Raw genomic sequence first — 1,356 nt, forward strand, 5'->3', positions numbered from 1 at the left:
CCGGATGAGGTGGGTGGCTCCTGCTCCACCGGCATCGAATGTGCCAAAGTGCAGTTGTCATCGACTGCTAGGAAAGGAGCCACCCAATGACAGTAAAGACCGTAGGCCTGGATCTGGCCAAGGATGTTTTTCAAGTTCACGGCATTTCAGAGAACGGCCGAGTGATTTTCAACAAAGCCATCAAACGCGCAAAGCTGCTCCGCTTCTTTGAGACGCTTCCACCCTGCAGGGTCGGGATGGAAGCCTGCGGCTCGTCTCATCACTGGGGTCGCCAGCTGCGCAATTTGGGGCACGACGTGAAGCTCATGCCCGCCGGATACGTCAAACCCTACGTGAAGCGCGGCAAGAATGACGCCGTTGATGCTGAGGCGATCTGTGAAGCGGTCCGTCGACCAACCATGCGATTTGTCGAGATCAAGACGGAAGAGCAGCAAGCCATTCTCTCAATTCACCGGACTCGAGATCTGGCCGTCCGGCAGCGCACCCAACTGGCCAACATGATCCGCAGCCTTTTGCGTGAGTTTGGGCATATCTTGCCCATTGGGATCGAAGCAGTGACGGCTTTTGCAAAGCGTCACCTTGATGGCGACCATCCAGAAATGCCGGAGATCGCCAACGGCATGCTCGGTATCCAGTGCTATCAGTTACTCGGCCTGAACGAACGCATCGCTGGCTATTCTAAGATGATCCAGCAACATGCCCTTCTGAATTCAGATGCGCGTAGATTGATGCGTATGCCTGGCATCGGCCCGATCACGGCTTCAGCGATTGTCGCTACGATCGGCGATGCAAAACAGTTCCGGACCGGGCGCGATCTGGCGGCCTGGCTCGGACTGACCCCACTCAACAAATCCAGCGGTGGCAAGGAACGTCTGGGCAAGATCACCAAGCAGGGTGATCGCTACATTCGCAAATTGTTGGTCGTCGGTATGACATCGCGTGCCGTCATGGCGAAACGTTCGCCAGAAAAGGTCGATCTTTGGACCGCGAAGATCATCGCAGACAAGCCTTTCCGTCTGGCGACGACCGCCATGGCCAACAAGGCCGCTCGAGCCATCTGGGCGATGCTCACGAAGAAACAGGAATACCGGCAGCCTGCGGTCTAACCCGCCGACTGCCCATGAGATGCAAGACGTTGAAGTGATGATGCGGAATTAAGTCAACCAAGAGCAAGGACACTCCGGGAATGGCAGCGACCCTCAGAGATCGATAACCCGATTGGAACCTCGCTCGCGGAATTCATCAAGGCCAGTGGCGACAATGCCGCCACACAAACAGGCCGGACAGACGAAGGTACTGACGAAAAATGCCGCAAAATCACGAGTAAACGCTTGCAATGCAGGAGCCACCCACAGA

General features: G+C 56.2%; 1 protein-coding gene. It reads left to right on the forward strand.

Features of this window, described 5'->3' with window-relative positions; all coding sequences use genetic code 11:
* Positions 1-86: 86 nt before the first annotated feature.
* Entirely contained in the window at positions 87-1,106 is a 1,020-nt protein-coding gene (locus tag ACR1XY_RS24520; protein ID WP_480597418.1) for an IS110 family RNA-guided transposase, read from the forward strand.
* Positions 1,107-1,356: the final 250 nt, after the last annotated feature.

The organism is Ruegeria sp. AD11(2025), from assembly GCF_056542405.1.

Bases quoted from the DNA above. Each gene is read 5' to 3' on its own strand.
- ACR1XY_RS24520 (WP_480597418.1), top strand. From the start codon at position 87: ATGACAGTAAAGACCGTAGGCCTGGATCTGGCCAAGGATGTTTTTCAA.